19 protein-coding genes are annotated in these 22,215 nt (G+C 47.6%); 4 read left to right on the forward strand and 15 right to left on the reverse strand.

From position 1 onward, the window contains the following. Positions 1–5 precede the first annotated feature (5 nt). From EDC56_RS12765 to leuC, 5 genes are all read right to left on the reverse strand, one after another. Positions 6–3,194 (reverse strand): FimV/HubP family polar landmark protein, encoded by a 3,189-nt coding sequence (locus EDC56_RS12765; protein WP_162844191.1) that lies wholly within the window; start codon positions 3,192–3,194, stop codon positions 6–8. 354 nt (positions 3,195–3,548) lie between these two features. Next, a complete protein-coding gene (gene asd / locus EDC56_RS12770; RefSeq protein ID WP_123712970.1) occupies positions 3,549–4,664 on the reverse strand; it encodes an aspartate-semialdehyde dehydrogenase in 1,116 nt (371 codons plus the stop codon). Between the two features lie 71 nt (positions 4,665–4,735). Next, positions 4,736–5,821 carry a 3-isopropylmalate dehydrogenase gene (gene leuB / locus EDC56_RS12775; RefSeq protein ID WP_123712971.1) on the reverse strand — a complete coding sequence of 362 codons (1,086 nt, stop codon included), beginning with the start codon at positions 5,819–5,821 and terminating at the stop codon, positions 4,736–4,738. Positions 5,822–5,887: 66 nt separating this feature from the next. After that, positions 5,888–6,526, reverse strand: a complete 639-nt coding sequence (gene leuD / locus EDC56_RS12780; RefSeq protein WP_123712972.1) for a 3-isopropylmalate dehydratase small subunit — start codon at positions 6,524–6,526, stop codon at positions 5,888–5,890. A gap of 14 nt (positions 6,527–6,540) precedes the next feature. Continuing rightward, the gene (gene leuC / locus EDC56_RS12785) at positions 6,541–7,965 is read right to left on the reverse strand and encodes a 3-isopropylmalate dehydratase large subunit (protein ID WP_123712973.1); all 1,425 of its coding nucleotides are present in this window, start codon (positions 7,963–7,965) and stop codon (positions 6,541–6,543) included. Positions 7,966–8,147: 182 nt separating this feature from the next. Between leuC and EDC56_RS12790 the strand changes: the two genes are divergently transcribed. Further along, positions 8,148–9,026: a LysR family transcriptional regulator gene (locus tag EDC56_RS12790; RefSeq protein WP_123712974.1), complete on the forward strand. Its 879-nt coding sequence runs from the start codon at positions 8,148–8,150 to the stop codon at positions 9,024–9,026. Here the strand turns inward: EDC56_RS12790 and EDC56_RS12795 are convergent. From EDC56_RS12795 to EDC56_RS12820, 6 genes are all read right to left on the reverse strand, one after another. Continuing rightward, on the reverse strand, positions 9,001–9,627 hold the full coding sequence (locus tag EDC56_RS12795) for a nucleotidyltransferase family protein (RefSeq protein WP_123712975.1): 627 nt from the start codon (positions 9,625–9,627) through the stop codon (positions 9,001–9,003). The genes EDC56_RS12790 and EDC56_RS12795 overlap by 26 nt on opposite strands. Next, entirely contained in the window at positions 9,627–10,082 is a 456-nt protein-coding gene (locus tag EDC56_RS12800; protein WP_211333685.1) for a flavodoxin family protein, read from the reverse strand. The genes EDC56_RS12795 and EDC56_RS12800 overlap by 1 nt, the downstream gene beginning before the upstream one ends. A 163-nt stretch (positions 10,083–10,245) precedes the next feature. Next, a complete protein-coding gene (gene gspG, locus EDC56_RS12805) occupies positions 10,246–10,692 on the reverse strand; it encodes a type II secretion system major pseudopilin GspG (RefSeq protein ID WP_123712977.1) in 447 nt (148 codons plus the stop codon). 72 nt (positions 10,693–10,764) lie between these two features. Continuing rightward, positions 10,765–11,805, reverse strand: coding sequence for a protease SohB (sohB, locus tag EDC56_RS12810; protein ID WP_123713335.1), 1,041 nt, complete (start codon positions 11,803–11,805; stop codon positions 10,765–10,767). 30 nt (positions 11,806–11,835) lie between these two features. Next, positions 11,836–12,492 (reverse strand): cation/multidrug efflux pump, encoded by a 657-nt coding sequence (locus tag EDC56_RS12815; protein WP_123712978.1) that lies wholly within the window; start codon positions 12,490–12,492, stop codon positions 11,836–11,838. Beyond that, the gene (locus tag EDC56_RS12820; protein ID WP_148059410.1) at positions 12,492–14,093 is read right to left on the reverse strand and encodes a FimL-related protein; all 1,602 of its coding nucleotides are present in this window, start codon (positions 14,091–14,093) and stop codon (positions 12,492–12,494) included. The genes EDC56_RS12815 and EDC56_RS12820 overlap by 1 nt, the downstream gene beginning before the upstream one ends. A gap of 354 nt (positions 14,094–14,447) precedes the next feature. On the opposite strand from EDC56_RS12820, the gene nhaB reads away from it, so the two are divergent. Then, positions 14,448–15,938, forward strand: coding sequence for a sodium/proton antiporter NhaB (gene nhaB / locus EDC56_RS12825; protein ID WP_123712980.1), 1,491 nt, complete (start codon positions 14,448–14,450; stop codon positions 15,936–15,938). 66 nt (positions 15,939–16,004) lie between these two features. On the opposite strand, the gene EDC56_RS12830 is transcribed toward nhaB, so the two are convergent. Genes EDC56_RS12830 through EDC56_RS12840 form a run of 3 tightly spaced genes read right to left on the reverse strand, consistent with a single transcriptional unit; the run spans position 16,005 to position 18,081 of the window. Continuing rightward, positions 16,005–16,808 (reverse strand): exonuclease domain-containing protein, encoded by an 804-nt coding sequence (locus EDC56_RS12830; RefSeq protein ID WP_123712981.1) that lies wholly within the window; start codon positions 16,806–16,808, stop codon positions 16,005–16,007. A 3-nt stretch (positions 16,809–16,811) separates the two neighbouring features. After that, a complete protein-coding gene (gene rnhA, locus EDC56_RS12835; RefSeq protein ID WP_123712982.1) occupies positions 16,812–17,249 on the reverse strand; it encodes a ribonuclease HI in 438 nt (145 codons plus the stop codon). A gap of 19 nt (positions 17,250–17,268) precedes the next feature. Beyond that, on the reverse strand, positions 17,269–18,081 hold the full coding sequence (locus EDC56_RS12840) for a class I SAM-dependent methyltransferase (protein WP_123712983.1): 813 nt from the start codon (positions 18,079–18,081) through the stop codon (positions 17,269–17,271). A 162-nt stretch (positions 18,082–18,243) separates the two neighbouring features. Here EDC56_RS12840 and gloB point away from each other — a divergent pair, with 162 nt between their 5' ends. Beyond that, complete coding sequence (gloB, locus tag EDC56_RS12845) at positions 18,244–19,011, forward strand: hydroxyacylglutathione hydrolase (protein ID WP_123712984.1); 768 nt, start codon at positions 18,244–18,246, stop codon at positions 19,009–19,011. A 74-nt stretch (positions 19,012–19,085) separates the two neighbouring features. Next, positions 19,086–20,657: a lytic transglycosylase gene (locus EDC56_RS12850; protein WP_123712985.1), complete on the forward strand. Its 1,572-nt coding sequence runs from the start codon at positions 19,086–19,088 to the stop codon at positions 20,655–20,657. Between the two features lie 2 nt (positions 20,658–20,659). On the opposite strand, the gene EDC56_RS12855 is transcribed toward EDC56_RS12850, so the two are convergent. After that, positions 20,660–22,093 carry an HDOD domain-containing protein gene (locus EDC56_RS12855; RefSeq protein WP_123712986.1) on the reverse strand — a complete coding sequence of 478 codons (1,434 nt, stop codon included), beginning with the start codon at positions 22,091–22,093 and terminating at the stop codon, positions 20,660–20,662. Between the last annotated feature and the right edge of the window lie 122 nt (positions 22,094–22,215).

A 22,215-nucleotide genomic window follows, 5' to 3' on the forward strand; every position in this document is an offset into this window, starting at 1 on the left:
AACCATCAACTGATACTTGCAATTAACTCATCGGCCTGTTGGCGCTGAGTGTCATCCCCCTCTAGGACAACTTCGTCAAGTATATCACGAGCACCATCGTCGTCACCCATATCGATATAGGCTCTTGCTAGATCAAGCTTTGTCGCCACTTCATCATCAGCATCTTCTCCTTCGAGCAAATCATCACCTTCAGGCATCACCATCAGGTCATCATCAAGGTCAAGATCATCAATTGACAATTCAACGCCAGAAGACGAGCCTGCTGAGCTAGCAACATCCTCAAGCCCTTCTATATCTAACTCGCCTAAATCTAGATCTGATCCCGCCAAATCCAATCCACCTAGTTCAGCGTCATCAAGGTCAAAATCACCTAAATCTAACTCAGAACCTGCTAGATCCAGCTCATCAGAAACCTCGAAATCTGAGTTAGACTGCGCTTGCTCAACAACCTCCGACAACTCAAGCTCATTAACAGTCGGCGCACCCTGAACGACGCTCTCATTAAGATCGTCGTCAAGTGTTAGCTCATCTAAGTCACTAAGATCACTATCATCAAGATTGGTTAATTCACTATCATCGAAGCCTGCCATTAATGCAAAATCATCATCTGACAGATCAATATCGAGTTCATCAATACCCTCGAGTTCAACCGCAGATGAAGCATTATCTTCGCCGCCCCCACTACTATCGAGCTGAACCTCAGTATTATTAACACGTGCAGTTTCTGCTGCACTTAATGAGGTTGTGATCTCGTCTTCAAGCTGGTCGGCAGATAGTGAAAGCTCATCATCTGACAATGTATCGATATCAAAGTCATCAAGCGATAACTCGTCAAGCGAGAGTTCATCTAGCGCTTCCCTTGCTGAATCACCCTGGTCAAGTTCATCAATAACGTCAACTGCAGGCTTTTCATCAAGGTCCACATCAAGGTCAAGATCAAGCGCAAACTCTTCGTCGACCAAAGACTCGACAGGCTGCAGGATCTCATCATCTGAAGCTTCATCTAGGTCTAAGGTAATCTCAGTGTCTGCAATACTTGAGACCTCTTCATTAACATCGCTTAGATCACCTGCATCACCACTGGCTATTTCTGCCAACCAGTCAGCACCATCAGGAACACCGGACAACATATCTTTAGCCTGATGAAGTGCCGCAGCTCCTAGTACACCCGACATAACGGAGTAATGATTGACAAAAGACTGGCGCTCATTAGCTTGCGCAAGAACTTCCATCTTTTTTAAATGTAAGGCTTCATCATTTGGCTGTGAAGCCAAACCTGCATCGAGTATTTCTACCGCTTTATCAAATCTACCATAGGCAATATAGACGTCTGCCTCACCGACAACATCCTCGCTTCGTGCCACCTCTGTTTCTGATACAACCTCGTCAACAACCTGCGGCTCAGGAGTATCACCAGCCTGCTCATCAAGCAGCAAAGACTCGTCATCTGCCTGCAGCGCTAGATCATCCTGGGTATAGTTCTCGATCTCATCAACAACCGATGATTCAGCAACTTCGCTGTCTGCTAGCGAGCTCTCACTTAGGTCTGAATCTTCTACAGCTGCTTCAGTTTGCTCTACCTCGGTACCGATATCGACAGGGTCATGATCTTCAGTATCAGCTGCAATTAGCTCTGAGCCTTCATCGAAGTCGTCTTCATCTTCATTTCTACGTCGTCGCGCTACCAGCCCAACAATTAGTAATAACAGGATACCACCAGCTGCTCCCCAGTAGAGAGGGTTGGAAGTAAACTCATCGACAAAGGAATCGTCACTCTCTACCACACGTGTAGATAATACGTGCTCTGTAGGCTTTTCAACGACATCTGGTTTAGCAGTTGACTCTGCTACCACCGCCACTTCTGATGATGGCCCTTCACCTGATGCAGGCAACGCATCAAGGGCTGCCTCATTAATTTGATTTTCTTGATCAGACTCCGCTGCGCCAGACTCAATATCTACAGCGTTATTAGCCTGGTCGACCTCAACGCCAGGGCCCTCTAAGACCTCAGGATCGCTCTCTACACTTTCAGCGGTCGCCTCATTAGCCTTAGCGGCTTGCGCTTGTAGCCGCTCTAAACGGCTATTTTGAAGCTCGATGATTTTCTGTAAATCATCGATTTGACCATCCATATCTTGCAAGCGAGACTTCAGCTCACCGTTCTCACGCTCAAGCTTGGATAAATTTTCTTGGGCAGCCAATACTGCCGCCCCGGCATCAGAGTCGCCCTCGGCTAACACACCATCACCGCCGGCTGATGGTGTCGTTAGCCTTAATTGTGCCGTCTCTTTCTGCCTTGCGACGTGATCTAGCTCGGAGTCAACGTTAGCGGCCTCGATGACACGATCATTCACCGAAGTTTCACGCTGATTATTTTGCGCCTCAACCTCTCTGACTGCCTGCTCTCTTGAGCGGCGCTTAATATCAGCTATCGAAGGTATTTTTAGCACCTGACCGGTCTTAAGGCGATTGATATTGCCGTTGAGAAACGCATCTGGGTTTGCTTGCTGAATCGCCAGCATGGTTTGCTGAATAGTGACATCACTACTCGGTCTCGCTCGTTGTGCGATGGCCCAGAGGGTGTCGTGCTCCACTGTCGGTCCAAAATCACCTTGAACGGCAGCCACTGCTTGCGTAACAGCGACAGGTGTCGGCTTGCTTGATAAGTCACTTGGGGTCGATTTAGCGAGCTTCACTTGTGATTGAGCACGCTGAATAACCGTTTCACTCGATTGCGTTGCAGTCTTGCTTAGCGCTTGCTCAGCAGGCTTAATTTGAGTGACTGATTGCGTATCACTATATACTGGCAAATCAATGAGAACAGTATACTCACGAAGCAACCGCCCCGTGGGCCAGCGCGTTTCGATCAAAAAATTAACAAAAGGCTCTCGAACCAACTTATGGCTGGATATAAATAAGGTACCACCACCACGCCCATCTACTTCGACCCTGAAGCGAAGGTCAGTCAGGAAGAAGACACGCTCGACACCTGCACGATTGAAATCATTCTCATTGGCTAAATTAATATGAATCTGGCTGGAGTCTAACTCCCCCACATTAAGCAATTGAATTTGCGCTTCAAGCGGCTGATTTAACGACGAGTTAAGCTGTAACTCCCCTAAACCCAGCGAATACGCGACTTTTGCATCTAACACACTAAGAGTTAATAACGCGCCTGCTAACTTGCGAACCATAGCCCCAACCATCCTTCATCATAATCGACCCTATTACTTGCGGCCTTTTTACCAACTTTAATACAAAGCAGCGTCCAGTTATGCACTGGGTATCACCTCATAGCTTTAGAATTACTACCGCCTAACTTTTGTTAGTATTCATTATCTTATGTGTTTTAGCAATATATGCCGCCCAGTTAACACTTTCTCGTGGAACTTTAACTCATATTTCAGAGCGAATTCACAAACATCAAGCCAATGACTTAATCGTCGAGAAATAGAACACTTGACTCGCCACATCACATCACAACCAGTTGGAGACGGCAAGGCTAGCAACAAAAAAGGCGTCTCAGCACGCTGGACGCCTTTGCAATACTATTGATTCTGCATCAATATCCTAAGCATTCGACGTAACGGCTCAGCAGCCCCCCAGAGCAATTGATCACCGACTGTAAACGCCGACAGATACTCCCCGCCCATCTTCATCTTGCGCAAGCGGCCAACCGGTATCGTTAGGTTACCAGTAACAGCTGTAGGTGTCAGGTCAAGAAGCGTTTCTTCGCGTAGATTGGGCACAACTTTAACCCAGTCATTCGCCGACGCAATAATGGATTCAATCTCTTCGAGGGGGATATCCTTCTTGAGTTTAATCGTCAATGCTTGACTATGGCAACGCATCGCACCAATGCGAACGCAGTTTCCATCGATTGCAATAGGCGAGTCGCTAAGTCCCAAGATTTTGTTGGTCTCGACCTGTCCTTTCCACTCTTCTTTACTCTGACCGTCATCAACCGCCACATCAATCCATGGCAATAAAGAGCCGGCCAGTGGATGAGCAAAATTATCGGTAGGGAAGCCTTCCGCTCGCATAGTTTCAGCAACTTTAGCATCAATATCGAGTATGGCTGAACGACTATCAGCTAACGGCTCAGCCACGGCATCACGAATACAACCCATTTGAGTTATCAGCTCGCGCATATTCTGAGCGCCAGCGCCCGATGCCGCCTGATAAGTTTGCGCGCTCACCCATTCGACGAGACCTTCTCTAAGCAAGCCGCCTATCGCCATCAACATCAAGCTAACAGTGCAATTGCCGCCGATAAAGTTCTTTACGCCGTCTTTTAAGCCCTCGCGAATAACATCATCATTGACAGGATCGAGGACGATAATGGCGGACTCATCCATGCGCAAAGAAGAAGCTGCATCAACCCAATAGCCATCCCACCCCATTGAACGCAATGGCGCAAAGACTTGCTTGGTATAATCGCCTCCTTGGCAAGAGACGATGACATCCATGCGATATAACTCATCGATATCAGTCGCGTCCTTTAGCTCTGGTGCGGCCTTACCTACATCAGGCCCCTGGCCACCTACATTACTGGTCGTGAAGAAGACAGGCTCAATATCTGAGAAGTCACCCTCCTCAAGCATACGCCCCATCAAAACAGAGCCCACCATGCCACGCCAACCGACAAAACCTACTTTCTTCATACATCCTCCATCTCCCCGTTACGGGGAGCCGCCATCCTCGATCGCGGCCTTTTATTTTATACGGACACTTATTATTGTGCAGTTAACGCTGCCAGAACGGCATCACCCATCTCAGAAGTTGATACAAGCTTGCAGCCCTCGGAGAAAATATCACCGGTACGATAACCCTTGTCCAGTACCTTCTCGACGGCCCTTTCAATAAAGTCAGCTGCTTCTATCTGTGCCAACGAGTAACGCAACATCATCGCAACTGACAAGATGGTAGCCAACGGATTGGCCTTACCTTGGCCGGCAATATCAGGCGCGCTGCCGTGACAAGGCTCATACATTCCTCGACCATTAATGTCTAAAGAGGCGGAAGGCAACATCCCTATCGAGCCCGTCAGCATCGCGGCCGCATCAGAAAGAATATCGCCAAACATATTACCGGTGACAATGACATCAAACTGCTTCGGCGCTCGAACCAACTGCATTGCCGCGTTATCAACATACATATGGCTAAGTTCGACATCCGGATAGTCCTTAGAAAGCTCCTCCATCACCTCACGCCACAACATCGTCACTTCAAGTACATTCGCCTTATCGACGCTACACAGACGACCGCCACGCTTGCGCGCGGCCTCAAAAGCCTGACGACCGATCCGCACAATCTCTGACTCACTATAAACATAAGTGTTGAAGCCCTCACGCTCACCGGAATCCAGCGTACGAATACCTCGAGGCCCACCGAAATAAATACCCCCCGTGAGCTCTCGAACGATCAGAATATCGAGACCCGAAACGACTTCTGGCTTCAAGCTTGAAGCATCAGCAAGCTGAGGATAAAGAATAGCTGGGCGAAGATTACCAAACAGATCTAACTCTGCGCGAATTTTCAGCAAACCGCCTTTTTCTGGTCGTTCAGCTGGCGGAAGGTTATCCCACTTTGGGCCGCCGACAGCACCAAGCAAAATAGCATCAGCTGCTTTCGCGAGCTCGAAAGTACGCTCTGGCAAGGCAGAACCTTCAGCATCGATAGCCGCCCCGCCCACCAGCGCTTCATCAACATGAAGGTCTAACCCAAACTTATTATCAACAAAGCTCAGCACCTTAGTTGCCTCGGCCATGATCTCTGGGCCAATGCCATCACCCGCCAACACTAGAATTTTAGAAGACATATATCACTCACTATTGATTAGATGGTCAGCACACCATGCGCGCCGACTAATTACTGTACATTCTGCTTAACGGAACAACCAAGGTGATTGCTGCTGCGACTTTGACTCAAAGTCTTTGATTAGATCGCTATCTTGAAGCGTCAAACCTATGTCATCGAGCCCATTAAGTAAGCAATGGCGACGAAAGTCATCGACCTCAAAGGCTATCTCTTCGCCATTATCCAGTGCGACGATTTTTCGCTCTAGATCGATCGCCAGCTGCGCCCCCTCGCTCGCCTCGACATAGAGGAACAAGCGATCAACAACAGCAGCATCTAGAATGATTGGTAATATACCGTTTTTAAAGCAGTTGTTGAAAAATATATCAGCAAAACTTGGGGCTATAACCGCACGAAACCCGTAGTCACCAAGCGCCCATGGAGCGTGCTCACGACTAGATCCACATCCAAAGTTTGCTCGTGCTAAAAGTATCTGGGCACCTTGATAACGAGGCTGATTCAAAACGAACTCCGTATTCAAAGGCCGCCCCTCACAACTTTGATCAGGCTGCCCCTCATCAAGATAACGCAGCTCATCAAAAAGGTTCTTACCAAAACCACTACGCTTAATCGACTTAAGGAACTGCTTAGGGATAATCATATCCGTATCAATATTGGCGCGATCCATTGGCGCCACGATACCTTTCTCTACTGTAAATGCTTGCATGATAGATTCCTTAATTACGCCATTAACTCACGAACGTCGACAAAATGCCCGGTGACCGCAGCTGCTGCGGCCATTTGCGGGCTTACTAAGTGGGTTCGCCCGCCAAAGCCTTGACGCCCCTCGAAATTACGGTTTGAGGTCGATGCACAGTGTTCACCCTGCCCTAGCTTATCGGCATTCATCGCCAAGCACATAGAGCAGCCGGGCTCACGCCACTTTAGGCCTGCTGCTATGAAAATCTTATCCAACCCTTCTTCTTCTGCCTGTGCCTTCACTAAACCAGAGCCCGGCACTACCAGTGCTTCGATGATGTTGCCTGCAACCTTGCGCCCCTCAACCACCTCTGCCGCCGCACGAAGATCTTCTATTCTCGAGTTAGTACACGAACCGATAAAGACCCTATCCAACTGAATATCTGTAATAGACTGTCCTTCGGTCAAGCCCATATACTCGAGGGCGCGTGTGATCGCAGATCTTTCACTATCATCTTTACCGTCTGCAATAGCAGGCACCTTGCCGTCAACAGGCAAAACCATCTCAGGCGAGGTCCCCCAGGTCACCTGAGGCTGAATCTTCGCGCCATCAAGTACGACAAGTTCATCAAAGACTGCACCAGTGTCACTGACAAGATCTGACCAGGCTTCGCACGCCCTCTGCCATAACTCACCTTTTGGCGCAAAGGGGCGGCCTTTAACATAATCAATCGTAGTCTGATCGACAGCGACCATTCCAACCCTCGCGCCCGCCTCAATGGCCATGTTGCAAACTGTCATTCGCCCTTCCATGCTCATATCTTTGAAGACCTGGCCACCGAACTCAATGGCACAGCCATTCCCGCCTGCAGTACCAATCTTGCCAATAACGGCTAATACGACATCCTTCGGGGTCACACCAGAACCTAGCTGGCCGTCGACACGCACAAGCATGTTTTTCATTTTTTTCTGAATTAAACAACCTGTTGCGAGCACGTGCTCGACCTCAGAGGTGCCAATACCGTGGGCAAGAGCTCCCAAAGCACCATGAGTAGCTGTATGGGAGTCACCACACACAATGGTCATACCAGGAAGCGTTGCTCCTTGCTCAGGACCTACTACGTGCACGATCCCTTGGCGTACATCGGTCATGCCAAACTGCTCAATACCGAAATCACGGCAGTTATCATCGAGGGTCTTTACTTGTATCTGGGAGACTGGGTCCGTTATACCCTCTAAACCCTTTTTACGCTCAACGAGAGTCGTCGGCACGTTGTGATCAGGTGTTGCCAGACTCGCCGCTAAACGCCACGGTTTGCGCCCCGCAAGCCTTAGCCCTTCAAAAGCCTGCGGCGAAGTCACCTCGTGTAATAGCTGACGATCAATATAAATGAGAGCTGTACCGTCATCACGCTCCTTAACGATATGCGAATCCCATAACTTGTCATAAAGGGTTTTACCGGCCATCACTCTCTCTCCACACAAATTCATCACTGCTTACATCATCAACAATAACGCTAAGCAGCATAAGGCAGCTACTCACTTAGTCATTTTTACTGTTGTGAATATTATCTGCTCAGTTAAAATAAAACAAATTCATAATTTTCATATTTAGCATAACTTTTCTTCATGAACGCCGAGAATCAATCATGGATAGCTTCGCACTCAAAACCTTTGCAGAGATTGCTAAAACCGGGTCGTTCTCTGAAACAGCAGAGCAGCTGCACTTAACTCAGCCGGCAATAAGCAAACGCATCTCTGCGCTGGAGGCTCAACTAGAGTGCAAACTGTTCGACCGTGTCGGTCGGCGCGTACAATTAACTGAGGCTGGCCGAGTATTATTGCCACATGCCAATAAGATACTTGACCAGCTGGAACGAGCAGGTCAAGAAATCCAAGACCTTTCCGGCGAGGTTGGTGGACTACTACATATTGCCACTAGCCATCACATAGGACTGCATAGAATGCCAACCTTGCTGCAATCTTATGCAGATCGATATCGGGAGGTTGTATTAGATATAGACTTCATCGACTCCGAAAAAGCCTACGAGAAAGTGCTGCACGCAGAAGCAGAACTTGCCATCATCACCCTCTCACCAAAACCACAGCCCCCCATCGTACAACACAAGCTATGGACCGACCGACTTGTCTTTGTCGCCAACCAGCAACACCCGCTGTTTAATGAGGAAGAGATAACGCTTGAACAACTTAGTCAGCACAGAGGGATCCTCCCCGGTCTAAACACCTACACCGGACAAATTGTTAGCAGCCTCTTCGCCGAGCGTCAGCTCAAACTTAACTCAAGCATGGCGACCAACTACCTAGAAACAATAAAAATGATGGTATCTATAGGGCTAGGATGGAGCGTGGTACCAGCATCCATGCTCGACGAAGAGATCAAGCCATTACCGCTAGCAGACATCAATATTAGTCGTGACCTCGGTTACATCTATCATCAAGAGCGTAGCCTATCGAATGCTGCAAAGGCCTTTATCGAATTGCTCAGCCGACAACATAACGCTTCATAAGAACATCCCACTGCTCCCTGGTATCAATATCGAACAACACGCCCGCATCGTCCATATCAATTAACGACAGCTGATCAGCATTGCTATCGAGGATCGCCTTAGCCCCCACATCGCCAGACAGCTGCGAAAAACCTGGCAGTAAATCAGCAGGAAAGAACACCGGATGACCCGGGCGCCCCTTAAAGCTCGCGCGTGACAAACCTTTCTGACGAATCATTTCTTGGTAAGTGTCCGAGCCTATAAACGGCATATCAGCAAGACACAACAGCATACCAACCCAGCGCTGTTCGATTGCATAATTAGCTGCAGCCCGCGCCGAGACACTCATATCACGCTTCTCAGTCTCACCTATAGATTCAATAAAAATAGTTTCAACCTGTAACTGCTGACAGAGATCAATAAGCTCTAAATTAGCTCTAGCAACTACTACAGCAACAACGGTGTCCAACCTCAACAGATGTCCGACAACAACCTCAAGCATTGTTCGCCCATCTTCCATCCGCAGCAGCAGCTTATTCCCTTCAAAACGACGAGAGTGGCCTGCTGCCAACACCACCGCGCCGATCTTAACTTTATCTGCCGACAAACAATTCTCACTCACTAATAAATACCGAAAGCCATACCAACCGCCATTGTTTGTCCTAGCTCTTTACAAGCCTCTAACCCTGCATCATCTGGCAGCCCACGAACAATCACCGGCTCAGCAACCTTCTTAAGAGGGTAGCCTTGGGCAATCCGCTCAACTTCTCGCACTGCCCCCGTACCATCATTCCCCGCACTAACGGCGAGCGCATACGGTATGTTGAGCTGCTGTTCGAGAAGCACATAGTAGGTTCTAACAAAGTAGTCTTTAAGCCCGCCCGACATGCCACCAAAGTTTTCCGGCGTAACAAAGAGCACGCCATCACTCGAGCTCAACTGCACGCTGTCTGCCTCCATCGCACGTATCAATACAACTTCAACCGAATCCTCTTGCTTCGCCCCAAGATAGGCAGCCTTCGCTAGCGACTCCGCCGCACCGCTTTGACTGTGATAAATGATACTCAATCGCTTCACAATTTAGCCGCCTTTAACAATGCACATTGTAGCAACACCGGAATACCTACACAGATAGCCCAACCTCCTGCAAGAGTCACTTATAGAATTATATACGTACAAAAAAAAGGCTCAACACAAATGTGTCGAGCCTTTTTTACGTTACGCAGTAGCGTTATGGCCGTTAACTTTCATCCCAGACAGAAACGTCTGCATTATCATCTTCACCACCCTCACGGCCATCCGCGCCAAGCGAATATAAGTCATAAGGACCGTCGACACCTGGCGACAGATACTGATACTCAAGCCCCCAAGGGTCTTTGGGTACATTCTTTCCCTGAATATAGCCACCTTTACGCCAATTTTTTGCTGATGGGCTGCCATCAGGCTGGGTGATCAACGCTTGCAGGCCTTGATCACTACTGGGGTAATGAAAATTATCCAGTTTATAGGCATCTAGAGACTGAGCAATACTCTTTAAATCAACTTTGGCTGCCGTCACCCGCGCTTCAGCTGCTTTGCCAATGATATTTGGTGCAATCAAACCCGCTAGAACACTTATGATGACTACGACAACCATGATCTCAATGAGAGAGAAACCAGATTGCTTGCGTACACTAATTCTATTCATACTGACTCACTGACTGTTATTCCTATTTTTATTAAACAGGTGTTTTATGAAGATTATAAGGTATAGGCCACTCTAACGCATAAAGCGGCTATTAATCCACTGTGTCGCCACTTTCTCAACAGCACCAACGACCCCGAGTTGAACCCCAACGCCTAATTTCTCGACCAAGGTCTTTCTTTCGACAAGGCCGACCTTAAAGACGTCAGCCGTCTTACGGATATTCATTAGAAACTCATCGCTAGTCATCAGCTCGTCAACCAAATGGCGCTCTAATGCTCGTAGACCGAACCAGGCCTCACCTGTAGCTACTTTATCCATGTCAACAATAGGTCGATTCTGTGCCACAAACTCTTTAAACAGCACATGAGTGTCTTCTAACTCTTCTGTGAACTTGCTTTTACCCTGCTCAGTATTCTCTCCGAACATTGTTACAGTTCGCTTAAACTCACCAGCGGTAAAAGTCTCGTAATCAACGTCATTTTTCTTCAATAAACGGTGGAAGTTAGGAAGCTGCGCAACCACACCGATAGAGCCGAGAACCGCAAAAGGTGCAGCCAAAATTCGATCGGCGATACAAGCCATCATATAACCACCGCTCGCCGCTACCATGTCAACGCAGACAGTCAGCTTCAAGCCCGCACTTTTTATCCTTGCTAGCTGCGAGGCCGCCAACCCATAAGCATGAACCATTCCGCCGCCGCTCTCCAATCGAACGACAACCTCATCACTTTCCTTTGCAACAAGCAGGACAGCGCTAATCTCCTCACGCAACGTATCAACAGCAGAGGCTTTTATATCACCATCGAAGTCCAAAACAAACACTCGCGGCTTATCATCATCCTCGTTGCTTTTCCGCGCTTTTTTCTCTTCTTTCGCCTTCTTTTTCAGCTCTTTAGCCTGCTGTTTCAGTTCGTCATCACTAAGCAGTACTAGATCCAAGTCTTCTTTTAGTCCTTCGTACTTCTCGTTGAGGGACTTTATTTCTATCTGGCCATCCTCACCCTTGGGCGTTCGACTTGAGGCGGCGACCACCCCTGCAACCGTCAAAACAATTGCAACAACAATGGTGATTGCCTGCAATAGGAAAAGGCCATATTCTAAGAAAAAATCTATCACTTTTACTCCATACTCACTTGCTAAAAGTTATTGCCAATTGCCTACAGCCTGCTTCGCAGACTCATTGATAGCGCGGGTAATAAGCCCCGTAGAGCCCATATAAACCTCAAAAAGAGCGCCATCAACGCTTGGCATATACGTGGCGCTGCCATATGTGGCGTCCAAATAAGGGAAGCTTGACGAGTAATGCTGAATTAGCCTCCCCACATCAACGCCATAGTTATCATCGGCAAGAGCATATACTGATTTAGGCGCTTTTACCTCCTGCTCGATAGAAAAGTATCTGCCACTTAACCTTTCTAGCCTAAACATTGGTGCTAACGGGATATTATTACTCCATTTGACAACCCTCGCATCGAGCTGCCATTGGTCACCCCAAAGTAGGTATGACCTAGAGTCTCCTTGTGCATCTGTTAGATCAAGATTGTAACTTCCATTAAGGTTTTTATTAAAACTTAAGGTGGCGACTAGCTGTTCACCTGCTAAATGCTTATACGTTAAGAGGTCTTTAGCCGTTAGTAGCAGGCCTCCAACGACAAACAATAATGCGACACCAAACATGCCCCGCATCATGCCGATAAACCAAGACTTCAACCACAGCATCCGAAGTGCATAGACTAAGGCTACCAATGCGAAAATAAGCAGCAAAACTGGTATCAAGTATTGCTGTATTGTCAAACTCATTATGCTTCAACCTCGAATAATTCAGCGACACCCTGCTCAGCAATCACTAGCAAATCTTGATTGGGTGCCCCACCTGCAGCCAACTCTGCAATATAGTACTCCACACCAATCATCGCATCAGCCAAGATCTCGATCTGCACTTTTCTTTCGTCACAATCATTACCTGAATGCTCGAGACTTAGTACAAAACGATTACACTGACCCAGCACGCTCGCTGCTGCATCATACTCCAACATATTAAGAAAACCAGCAACCGCGCTCAGTGTTTTGCTCAAGTTAGCTACATGACTATAATCAAAATCTGACTCGACGTAGCTCGCTATTGCACGCTTGGCCAGTGTCATCGAAGAGATGCCCTCTTTCACTACAATCTCAGTAGCCTCCTGTAGCAATACATTTGCAATGACATCATTTTGCCCTTCCTGGCTAACGGTTTTAGCCTCTTCAGCCTCACTGGGTAACGACTTCAAAACTGAAACTGCACTTTCAATATAAAGTAGGGTACTCGCAGCCTCTAACAAGGAATCACTATCGCCCCCTCCCCCTTCACCACAAGCCGTTAAATCATTAACCAGCCGACGAAGAGTCTTGGCCATATCTTTTAAACCAAGGAAAGAAAGAATAGATTCTGTCTTGGTGATAATTTGCAAGAGTCTCGGCCATTCATCCATCACCCCTGTTTGACTAACTAACTCCAGAATGTCGCGCGCCTGCAGCAGTTCCTCTCTTAAAGAAACAGACAAAACGGCAATTGTCTCTCTGCCAGGACCAACAATGTTGTGGAAGTGCTCAACATAATCACTATCAGCCCAACCCAACCTAACAGTGCCACACTGACGCAACATTTCAGTTATAACAGTCGACTTCGAGCCCACAACGCTAAGCAGATAAACTAACTCATTGGCATGTTCTTGGCTGACTTCGATAGCCTTACCTTTCGATAATTGACGTAAATATCCGTCGAGGGCCATAAACAAACGTAGCCGAGTGTAATTGAGTTTCAGCTTCCCACTCGAAACAGCCGTCAAAACAAGCTCAGAAAGCCGCCAGGGAGCAGCCTTCATAGAGTCAATAGCCTGCACTCGCTGACACACATGAGCCATTAAACGCCCGTACTGCTGCTGGTTTTTCTCTTTATATAGCCCAAGCAAGCCAACCTGATACATATGATGTAATCGTTGTAGTTTTTTCTGCTCAGCGGTATCGAGCGCCGTCTCATCGCAACTTATACTTAACAGGTTAAGGTTAAGGCTTTGGTACTCCCAGCGAATTGGCTGCTTAGCCGATATAGCAAGTTGGTTGATATATGCATTGAGCACTACCGGATAACAATGCTCCTGGCTAATACAATAATCAACATACTTAGGCAAAACGAAGATAGCATGACCAATCGAAGCTAACACAGACTCAGTAAGCTTGACTTGCCCCTTAACAAGAAGGCCAATCACGTCCTTTAGCAGTGCCGCCAGCTCTGTTGCACCGTGGAACTGCAATATCATAAAGGTCCCACTCAGTTGATCCAGCCCTGAGTGCAGCTCAGTTATAAGCTCAGCTTGACTGCGATCCTGTAAATAAGATTCGAGTATAGACAGTGTACTCACAAGCCTACTTTGGGTCTCTTCATGAACCAGCGCAACAGAACTCATATTTAACGGCATAGCAAATGACACGGTCTTTTTCATCCTCAAATAGTTCTTTATTTTAATGTTTAAGCTCAATAAAACAGTCTTTCTTACCTTTCGGAGTTTCTTTCGCCCAGATAACTCATGGCATAATCACTCAGTTTCTTGATAATCGCAACAACTGTAGTACTAAACGGTGATTCAATGAGCAGTGATGCACCTCCCAAATAGCCCCCATAATGCGCGGTGATGTACCTCCCATATAGCGTCCATATAGCCTATTATACTTCCAAAGCCTACTAACGAAACGAGCTCACAGTCTAAGGACAAGTCATGTCTTACACATTAACCCAAGCTTTTACCCGAAATTTCTTGGGGCAAGCACCACAGTGGTACAAACTCAGCATGGTTACCATGTTGATTATTAACCCAATCCTCTTAATGACCGCCGGCCCCTTTGTCACTGGCTGGGTGTTAATAGGAGAGTTTATATTCACCTTAGCAATGGCGCTAAAGTGCTACCCTCTTCAACCAGGCGGGTTACTAGCGATAGAAGCTATAGTACTTGGCATGGCTTCACCAGAGGCTGTTTACCATGAGGCTTTAGGTAACTTTGAAGTCATCATGTTATTAATGTTTATGGTGGCAGGCATCTACTTTATGCAAAGCCTGCTTCTCTTCGTATTTACCAAGATTATCCTCGGTGTCAGATCAAAAATAGCAATATCATTATTATTCTGCCTACTCTCAGCCTTCCTCTCTGCTTTCCTTGATGCGCTCACAGTCATTGCCGTTCTTATTACCGTTGCTTTTGGCTTCTACAATGTCTATCACAAGGTGGCCTCATCGGGCGGGGCCAAACCCAATGACGACTCAGAGGTCACAGACCTTTACCGCCAAGACCTCGAGCAGTTCCGCAGTTTCCTACGCAGCTTACTTATGCACGGCGCAGTTGGTACCGCACTTGGAGGTGTTTGTACTCTTGTCGGCGAACCACAAAACCTATTAATAGCTGAAAAAGCCTCATGGAATTTCATCGAGTTCTTTCTCGTCATGGCCCCCGTCACCATCCCAGTATTCATCTCTGGGATAGTCACGGTTATAGCGCTTGAAGCTACTAAGTCATTTGGTTACGGTCAAAAGCTGCCCGAATCTGTACGAAACATTCTAGTAGAGAGAGAGCAAGTAAGGGCCAAAGAAAGAACACTTCGTGATAAGTCTGCGCTTTTCGTTCAGGCAATCGTTGCCGTCTATCTTGTTATCGCCTTGGCAACACATATGGCACCGGTTGGACTCGTTGGTCTCAGCGTCATTGTATTACTAACGGCTTTCAACGGCATCATAGAAGAACACCAAATTGGTAGCGCCTTTGAAGAGGCCCTACCGTTTACCGCACTTTTGATTGTTTTCTTTGCTATTGTTGCCGTCATTCATGAACAACACCTATTCCAGCCCATTATTCATTATGTGCTTTCGCTAGATCCCTCGATTCAACCGATTATGTTCTTCACAGCCAACGGCCTCCTTTCAGCTATTAGTGATAACGTATTTGTAGCAACGGTTTATATCAACGAGGTAAAAGCAGCGCTTGATAGTGGCGCCATTACCCGAGAGCACTTTGATGCGCTTGCCGTAGCGGTTAACACTGGCACCAACATCCCAAGTGTCGCCACACCGAACGGGCAAGCCGCCTTCCTCTTTTTGTTAACCTCTGCGATCGCGCCTCTTCTTAGGTTATCGTATGGACGCATGGTGATAATGGCCCTGCCCTACACCATCGTAATGAGTACTGTTGCCGCATTATCGGTACTCTATTTACTATAGAGGCTTGGTAGACAAAGAAAAAAGCCCCTGGAACTAAGTTTCAGGGGCTTTTTTTATTCTTGTAAGTTAATTCTGAAACCAGACACACTTACCGCCACTCTTCTTATCTAATTTTCGTAAATACGCTTCATGCGACTCAATCTCTTCACTAGTAGGCATCAAAACAGGTAAATCATCAGCGGTCGTTAATCGGCTGATTCCTGTCACCTGCCCTGAAGCAGTACCATCTGACGAAAGGCCGAGTTTTACTTGCCCACCTGTAATCGCTAGATAGACGTAAGCTAGCATCTCGGTATCGAGCAACGCACCGTGGTTATCAGGGGAACGTACAGTTGCTAACTCTGACAGCGTTAGTGGCTTACCCCTACCGTTAGCACCCGGGTTGGCGTGTAATGACTTATAGTCGAAAGGGAACTCTGCGTAACGCTTAACCAGTCGATCTAACGTTGTATTTGTCTTCATCCCAGTGACCATATCTTCCATGGCATAGGTGTTAGTTACCTTCCAACTATCATCGATAGGTTTATGGCGGTAGCCATTAAGCTTCAATTCATGATTGATAAACTTCATATCAAATGGGGAGTTATGCGCAAGTAGTTCAGCCTTGTCATCACCATTCGGGCCTGCCAAAAAAGCCATAAAGTCATCTACTATGTCTTCAAAGAAAGGCTTATCGAGAAGAAACTCATCACTAATGCCGTGGACTTGTGCCGCACCCTCGTCAACTTTACGACGAGGATTGATGTAGACGTGAAATTCTCGCCCTGTAAACCGACGATCGATCATTTCAATACAACCAATTTCAATAATACGGTGGCCAAGTTCAGGCTCCAACCCTGTTGTTTCTGTATCTAAAAACACCTGCCGCATATTTTACTGCCCTATTTTATCAATGCCGAGATTTGCTAGCCGGTCGGCTAGTTCGTTGTCAGGGTGACCACTATGGCCTTTCACCCAGCGCCATTCTACACGATGACGCTGTACCTGCTCATCAAGCCGCTGCCAAAGATCAGCATTTTTAACCGGCTGCTTAGCTGCTGTCTTCCAGCCATTACGCTTCCAGTTTTTTACCCACTCGGTAATCCCCTTGCGTACGTACTGAGAGTCTGTCGTTAAAGTAACGACACAGGCTTCATTCAGCACAGTCAGGCCTTCAATCGCCGCCATCAGCTCCATACGATTATTTGTAGAACTCGCTTCGCCGCCACAGATTTCAAGTTGATGACTTTTATAGCGAAGCATCGCCCCCCACCCCCCTGGCCCCGGATTACCCTTACAGGCACCATCAGTAAATATCACAATATCTTTCAAAAACTACCCCACAAAAATATCAACAACTTTTATTCGTTCGACGGCTACTTTGTTTCGCTGCTTTTGAGGTCGCGACCCCTCCCATTACAGGAATATCAAAGCCTCGCTGAAAACGTCGCCAAGAAGGCTTAATAGGCGTCATTCGCTGCACCTCTTTGACTGCCTCCACTATATAGACCCCTCCTCCAGGAAGCTGAAATCTTGCCGCTAGCTGCCCAAGAAAAACAAAGCTATTAAGCAGTCGCTTAAAGTTGGTAGGGGCCTCATAACAATCGTAACGTAACTTGGGTGCACCAAAACCTAACAGGTGCAACCAATCATCTAATCGTGACACCGAAATAGGACCAGCCTTTGCCTTTACTGATTGGCCTATACCTAAAAGCCGGCTTTCCAGACCCAACATACTGAGCGGGTTGATTCCTACAACAATGATACGGCCATGGGGCAGCAAAATACGTTGTGCCTCTCGAAGAATTTGATGCGGGTGCATAGAAAACTCTAAAGCATGATGCAGGACAACAACGTCCATTGACTCTGTCGCTATTGGCAATGACTCAAACTCACTGATAGCCATATGCCCCTCATGACTCCCCTCACGAAAACAGCTGAGCGAATAATTAGCCGACACACGACTTTCGCTGTAAAGCTCAGCCTTACCGTATGTGCTTAACTGTAACAACATGTTGCCGTAGCTCTGCCGCAGCAAGTCCCCGACTAGCGCCTGCTCCTGACAGAGTATGTGCTGGCCATAGACACTCTCATACCAGGCCTGTAATGCTGGCTGGGCTTGTTCTAATGATGGCCTAGGGGCTCTAAACCGATATCCGCTCACAATACCTCCTTAAACTTGGCCAGAAGTTGCTATAATGGCAAGATTATTGAGTGGGATCCACCAATCTATGCCTAAGCATAATATATAACATTAATGTGTAGACCATGATTCCATCGATCCTTCTAAACGACAGCCTCTGCCATCCCGAAAGAGCAAGTAATTATGTTAAATATCAGCGCAATAAAGGCCTACAGCGATAATTACATCTGGCTACTCGACGACACCAACAGCGCCGTCATCGTCGACCCAGGTGATGCAGAGCCAGTGATAGAGCATTTAGAGATGCATCAGTTACAGCTGAAGATGATTATAGTCACACACCACCACTTTGATCATGTGGGGGGGATTGCAGCACTCTGCGAAAAATACGGTGCTATCGATATCATCTACCCAGCCAACAGCCCTTACCAAGAGGGGAACCGGGCTGTCAGTAGCGGCGACTCAATCAATATTCTCAGCCATACATTTGATGTTATCACTGTACCGGGGCATACCCTCGATCATGTCTGCTACTACAGCCGCCACCTTAAAGCTCTCTTCTCCGGTGATACCCTGTTTGCCGGAGGCTGCGGGCGGGTGTTCGAAGGCACCAGTGAGCAGATGTACCACTCATTGCAGAAGCTCGCAGACTTACCTAGTGATACCCGCGTCTATTGTGCTCACGAGTACACTTTAAGCAACCTACGCTTTGCACTAACGTTAGAACCTAATAATGACATTCTAAAGCAACGCTTAACCGAAACTGAGGAGTTGCGCAGGCAAGAGCTATCAACGCTTCCGAGCACGATTGGCGAAGAACTTGCCAGCAACCCATTCCTTCGCTGTCATATCAGAGAAATTACTAAGGCGGCAAATCTGCCAAATGATGCTAAAATAGCCGACAGCGTGGCAACTTTTGCCGCCATACGAGAACTTAAGAATCACTTTTAGCCTTAAGAAAATCCTGATTTTCAATGGGATAAATAATAAAAGCTTCATCATTGCAGCTTTGGGAGTTATAGACATTGCCTAACATTAGCCGCCCCTTTATTCGGCTACTTACTTGCTCGAGCATTACTATTCTCATTGCCTGTAGTCCAATCAAACAAAATAGCGATCTGACAACAGTTAAAGACGAAAAGTTTAAACTCGATGAGCAACAGAGTCGTTACACCGTTAAGTCGAAGAATAATTGCCGCCCCAGTGAGCAACAACAGGGAGACGATTATCAAGCAGTTTACTACGATGATGTGTGGCAGCGCCTTCGTGACAATTTTAAGTTAGATCGAGAGCTCAACCGCCCAGAAGTACAAGCTCAGATTGCGGCCTTCAAGCATAAACCGCACAGCCTCCAACGTATCAGCAAGAAAGCGTCACCCTATCTGTTTCATATCGCCAATCGAATTGAAGAGAAGGGCCTGCCAATGGAGCTCGCTCTTTTACCGGTCATCGAAAGCGCATACAACCCATTTGCCCACTCCTACGCTAGGGCTTCTGGTATGTGGCAGTTCATGCCTAACACAGGCCGTATATTTGGCTTAAAACAAGATTGGTGGTACGACGGTCGCCGAGATATTATCTCATCGACAGATGCCGCACTCAGTTACTTCGAAGAGCTCACAAAACGCTACGATGGTGACTGGCCGCTAGCATTAGCCGCGTATAATTCAGGCATGGGAACCGTTGACCGTGCTATAAAGCGAAATCGTGCTGCCGGCAAGCCTACGGATTACTGGTCACTTTCTCTACCAAGGGAAACTAAGCGCTATGTACCTAAATTGCTTGCACTTGCGGAGATATTTAGCCACCCGCAACGCTACAACATTACTTTAGCCCCAGTTGATAACACCCCTTTCTTTGTCGCCGTTGATGTCGGCTCCCAGATCGATATTTCCCAGGCCGCCAAAATGGCAGGGCTTCCTAACAAGCAATTGCGCCAATTAAACCCCGCCTTCAACCGCTGGGCCACCGATCCTCACGGCCGTCATGAGCTACTGATACCGATTGACAACGTCGACAACTTTCAACGTGAGCTGGCAAAGCTTGACCCTAGCAAGCGAGTAAGCTGGGATCACTACAAGGTACGAAGTGGCGACAGCTTAGGCCTGATTGCACAAAGGCACCAAACAACCGTACAGACACTACAAACCGTCAATAAAATCAATGGCAACCTAATACGTGTCGGCCAATTGTTAATGATTCCACTAAACAATGATGGCACTTCATTAGGCGCTAACAGTGACTACGCCAGCAAGAGCAAAACTGCGACGACTAAGCGATATCATACTGTACGCTCAGGCGAGTCGTTGTGGACCATCGCCAAGCGCAATGGCGTCAACATCAGGCAGCTTGCCAGCTGGAATAACATGGGGACAAGGGACACACTCAGCGTCGGTAAAAAGCTTGTGTTGCTATCACCCTCAGCGGACTCAACTCAGAAACTTGGCTACAAGGTTAAGCGAGGGGACTCCTTAGCTCGAATTGCCGGCAACTTCAACGTTAAAGTGAATGATATAGTCCGCTGGAACACGCTCAGCAAGGAAGCTTACATCCAGCCCGGTCAGCATCTCACACTATACGTACAAGCCTCAAACTAGAGTTAATGCCGCTGTTTTTTACTCAGCAGCGCCAATGCAATATTGGCCTGTTGAGCAAAATGAGTGAAACGCTCGACCTGCACCGCATCAACCTCCACGCCAAGGTCTCCTCGGTCAGCATAAAACACCCCGACATTTCGCTCACCAACGAAGAGTGGCGCTAACACGCAGCCGCCACATCCCTTTACTTTGATAAAGCGTTTTGAAGCCAAGTAATTCCAACGCGGCCCAATCACAGATTTCATATGCATCACTTCGCGCTGTACCAGGCAGTGAGCGAGTGGGTTTTGTGCCTCAGCATCAGCAGCAAAGATCAGTGATTTACGCCAACTTGGTGTCACGTTACCCAGCACAAATTTTGCGTATAACACGGCCTGTTTGCTTTTATGGCTCAACATGCAAACCGCTACCCGCTCGAGACCTACGCCCCGATGCATACCCTCCAACACCATCTGTAGTATGGTGTTTATATCAGTGTTACCACCAATCACCGTTCCTAGCTCACGAAGAATATCTAGCTGTAAATTACTATCCGGCTTCAGCCGATGCTGAGGCGACTCACTCAACACATTGACCGAAGAAGGAATCAAATGGCAAATTTTATTGGCACCAAAAGTCAGCGCCACAGAGGCAGCCTCATCGGCAGCTAATAGTAGGTGCTGGCGCATCTCTTTTATTTTCACACCACAATACAAGCTTGCCTTCTCGCTTAACTGCGCCACCGCTTTTGTTTGCCAGCCTTGCTCTACTGCGTGACTAATACGGTCGCCTAATAACACGGCAGTAACCATTGGGCTAGAACGCTCCAAAGGCGCCATACTCTGAGCAACGACCTCGCTCAACGACCAGTGTTCACACATGTTGCGACTGAGCTCGACAAAACTTGTGCCTATCGCCAGCTCTATCAACGCCCCTGAATCACTACCGGGGATGTCTAGCTGCTTATCGAGCATATCGGCCTGATTACCACCAAAGGTCCAAAACCCAATCTCCCCAATATGTAACAACAAAGCAGCGATAAAGACCTCCTCGTTACTGCCGCCAGTACGCAGTGCGTACAAGCGACGTGCTTGTACCGCTGCATGAAAAGCACGCGCTAAACAGGTCAACGTCCTTTGTCTAGGCTGCCCTTTGAGCAGGCTATCAATCATCATCAGTGAGATACAGACAGCCTTAATACCACTTGTACCTAACGTGACAACGGCGCGGCTGATCGTATTAATACGGTTGTTCGGCGAGGGGTTATAGTGGCTACTATTAGCAACCCTCAACACTTGCTGAGTAAGGGCCGCATCTTTAAGAATAACCTCGGCCAACTGACTGGCGTCACAATCGACGCCTGTTGCCAACTCATGGATATCACCGATGACAGCCCCTAACACCGGTAGTTCGTGCTCTGTCAGGCGCTTTGTCCAAGCGCTTACACCTCTAGTCATGCTAAACCTTCACCCTTTTACAGCTAGGCCCATTACTCTAAACTACTGTGCCCAGTGTCAATTATAGGCTAAGCAACACTTGTGTGGCATAAACAGCAAAAGATAAGCATTCGTCACTTGCT

This window comes from Sinobacterium caligoides, from assembly GCF_003752585.1.
Lineage (GTDB): Bacteria > Pseudomonadota > Gammaproteobacteria > Pseudomonadales > Sinobacteriaceae > Sinobacterium > Sinobacterium caligoides.

Coding starts and splice junctions, on each gene's coding strand:
- EDC56_RS12765 (WP_162844191.1), bottom strand. CDS start 3,194: ATGGTTCGCAAGTTAGCAGGCGCGTTATTAACTCTTAGTGTGTTAGAT.
- asd (WP_123712970.1), bottom strand. CDS start 4,664: ATGAAGAAAGTAGGTTTTGTCGGTTGGCGTGGCATGGTGGGCTCTGTT.
- leuB (WP_123712971.1), bottom strand. CDS start 5,821: ATGTCTTCTAAAATTCTAGTGTTGGCGGGTGATGGCATTGGCCCAGAG.
- leuD (WP_123712972.1), bottom strand. CDS start 6,526: ATGCAAGCATTTACAGTAGAGAAAGGTATCGTGGCGCCAATGGATCGC.
- leuC (WP_123712973.1), bottom strand. CDS start 7,965: ATGGCCGGTAAAACCCTTTATGACAAGTTATGGGATTCGCATATCGTT.
- EDC56_RS12790 (WP_123712974.1), top strand. CDS start 8,148: ATGGATAGCTTCGCACTCAAAACCTTTGCAGAGATTGCTAAAACCGGG.
- gspG (WP_123712977.1), bottom strand. CDS start 10,692: ATGAATAGAATTAGTGTACGCAAGCAATCTGGTTTCTCTCTCATTGAG.
- EDC56_RS12815 (WP_123712978.1), bottom strand. CDS start 12,492: ATGAGTTTGACAATACAGCAATACTTGATACCAGTTTTGCTGCTTATT.
- nhaB (WP_123712980.1), top strand. CDS start 14,448: ATGTCTTACACATTAACCCAAGCTTTTACCCGAAATTTCTTGGGGCAA.
- EDC56_RS12830 (WP_123712981.1), bottom strand. CDS start 16,808: ATGCGGCAGGTGTTTTTAGATACAGAAACAACAGGGTTGGAGCCTGAA.
- gloB (WP_123712984.1), top strand. CDS start 18,244: ATGTTAAATATCAGCGCAATAAAGGCCTACAGCGATAATTACATCTGG.
- EDC56_RS12855 (WP_123712986.1), bottom strand. CDS start 22,093: ATGACTAGAGGTGTAAGCGCTTGGACAAAGCGCCTGACAGAGCACGAA.